Origin of the sequence: Pseudomonas sp. HMWF021 (assembly GCF_003061005.1) — a bacterium.
Classification (GTDB): Bacteria; Pseudomonadota; Gammaproteobacteria; order Pseudomonadales; family Pseudomonadaceae; genus Aquipseudomonas.
The window spans coordinates 23260-25387 of the sequence record NZ_QAIK01000143.1; the positions used below are offsets into that span (position 1 = coordinate 23260).

A 2128-nucleotide genomic window follows, 5' to 3' on the forward strand; every position below is an offset into this window, starting at 1 on the left:
CCGCTTGCTGCTGCGCCATGCCTGCGACGCCGACATCACCCTTGATCTGCATTGCGATTTCGATGCGGCGATTCATATCTACGCGCTGCCGCAACACTGGCCGCGCTGGCAATCGTTGGCGGCGCGCCTAAAAGCTGGCGTGGCCTTGCTGTGCGAAGACTCCGGCGGCAGTTCGTTCGACGAATCGTGCTCATCACCGTGGTTGCGTCTGGCCCGGGCGTTTCCGAACGCGGCAATTCCGCCGGCCAACCTCGCCACCACCCTGGAGCTGGGCAGCATGGGCGACACCTGGGTCGATCAGGCGCAGGCCAATTGTGAGGCGATTCTTGGTTTTCTCGCCGAACAGGGTTTGATCAGCGGCGAATGGCCGGCAGCGCCGAGCGAGTGCTGCGAAGGTATGCCGTTCGAAGGCACCGAATACCTGTTCGCGCCGCACCATGGCGTGGTCAGTTTCCTGCGCAATGCCGGGGAGTGGGTGGAGAAGGGCGATGCGCTGTTCGAGGTGGTGGACCCGCTGAATGACCGACTGACCACCGTGCGCGCTGGCACCAGCGGCGTACTGTTCGCGATTGATCGCGGGCGTTACACCCAGCCGGGGATCTGGCAAGCCAAGGTGGCAGGGCGTGAGCCGATCCGGGCGGGCAAGCTGATCAACGACTGAGTCCAGATTCACCCACCCCTGTAGGAGCTGCCGAAGGCTGCGATCTTTTGATCTTGCTTTTAAAAGTCAAAGTCAAAAGATCGCAGCCTTCGGCAGCTCCTACAGGGGTGGGTGTGGCAGATCAAGGCTGTTAGGCTCTCCCGGAACCCTGCACCCATGAAGGAAGGCTTTATGTTGAAGGCGTTTGCCCTGTTGACCCTCCTGGCGTCCAGCGCCGTCCATGCGCAGACCACGCTGCAAAGCGACCTGCCGCTCAAGTACATCGAACAGGTTCACCCGGACGCGGACACCCGGCCGCTGGTGATTTTTCTGCACGGTTACGGCAGTAACGAAGCCGATCTGATCGGTATGAAGTTTCAGTTGCCGGCGCAGTACAACTACCTGTCGGTGCAGGCACCGCTGGCGCTGGGCGAAGGGCGTTTCCAGTGGTTTCGCAAGAAAGGCGAAGGGGCCTACAACGGCGAGACCGATGATCTGCAGGCCAGCGGCCAGAAGTTGCGGGCGTTTGTCACGCAGGCGGCGCAGAAATATCACACCAGCCCGGACAAGGTGTACCTGATCGGTTTCAGTCAGGGTGCGATGATGACCTACGAGGTGGGCTTGCGTCCGCCGGTGGCAGTCGGCGGCATTGCGGCGTTGAGCGGACGGCTGTTGCCGGTGTTGAAAGCCGAACTCAAGGCGCAGCAACAACCGTTGCCGCTGCACATCTTCATCGGTCACGGCACCGCCGATGATCGAGTGCCGTACCGTGACGGCACCGAGGCCGATGCGCTGTTGAAAAAGCTCGCCTATAAACCCGAATTTCACGCCTATCCCGGCGTCGGCCACAGCATCAGCGCGGCCGAACTGCGGGACTTGAACGCCTGGCTGCAGCAGCTCAATCCGTAAGGATCACTTGTCCTTGAGGATGGTTTTCACCAGCGCATCGTGACCGCTCTTGTCGCTGGCCCGGGAAATCACCTGGACCAGCGCCATGCGTTTGCCGGACGCGGCGAGCAGGGTGGTGTTCAGAGTCTGGCCGCCGCCCTGGGTGGCAGTGCTGTCGACCTGACGCATACCGAGGCCGCTGCTTTTCTGGGTCAGGCTTTTTTCGCTGAGTTTGTTGAAGTCCGGCAGGGCCTTGCGCTGGTCATCGATGAAACTCGCCAGGCTGCCATCGAGAAATTCGTTGTCGTTGTCCTTGACGCTGGTGCCCCCGGCAATCTGGTTTTCGGCAGCGATGACCACGGTTTTGGTCGCCTGATTGGTGTACATCGTGCCCTTGGCACCGGTTGGGCCGGCCGGCAGCGGGTCGGCGGTAAAACCTTTGGGCAGGACGAAGGTGAACTTGCCGTCGAGCATCGACACGCTGTTGGTCGCCGCTTTTTCCTTGGCCTTGGCGGCCTGGGCATTGATGGCGCCGAGACCGGCGACCGCCGCCAGCAACAGGACGACGGCTTTCTTGCTGAACAATGACATGTAAATCTC

3 protein-coding genes are annotated in these 2128 nt (G+C 61.4%); 2 read left to right on the plus strand and 1 reads right to left on the minus strand.

The genetic code is table 11. The features are described 5' to 3' along the window. Both DBR18_RS29520 and DBR18_RS19720 read left to right on the plus strand, forming a co-directional pair. On the plus strand, positions 1 to 661 hold a 661-nt coding region (locus tag DBR18_RS29520), incomplete at its 5' end, for a succinylglutamate desuccinylase/aspartoacylase family protein (RefSeq protein ID WP_256588803.1). A gap of 171 nt (positions 662 to 832) precedes the next feature. Next, entirely contained in the window at positions 833 to 1549 is a 717-nt protein-coding gene (locus DBR18_RS19720) for an alpha/beta hydrolase (RefSeq protein ID WP_108591560.1), read from the plus strand. A gap of 3 nt (positions 1550 to 1552) precedes the next feature. Here DBR18_RS19720 and DBR18_RS19725 read toward each other — a convergent pair whose 3' ends face one another. Then, positions 1553 to 2119, minus strand: coding sequence for a hypothetical protein (locus DBR18_RS19725; RefSeq protein ID WP_108591561.1), 567 nt, complete (start codon positions 2117 to 2119; stop codon positions 1553 to 1555). Positions 2120 to 2128 lie beyond the last annotated feature (9 nt).

Bases quoted from the DNA above. Each gene is read 5' to 3' on its own strand.
- DBR18_RS19720 (WP_108591560.1), top strand. From the start codon at position 833: ATGTTGAAGGCGTTTGCCCTGTTGACCCTCCTGGCGTCCAGCGCCGTC.
- DBR18_RS19725 (WP_108591561.1), bottom strand. From the start codon at position 2,119: ATGTCATTGTTCAGCAAGAAAGCCGTCGTCCTGTTGCTGGCGGCGGTC.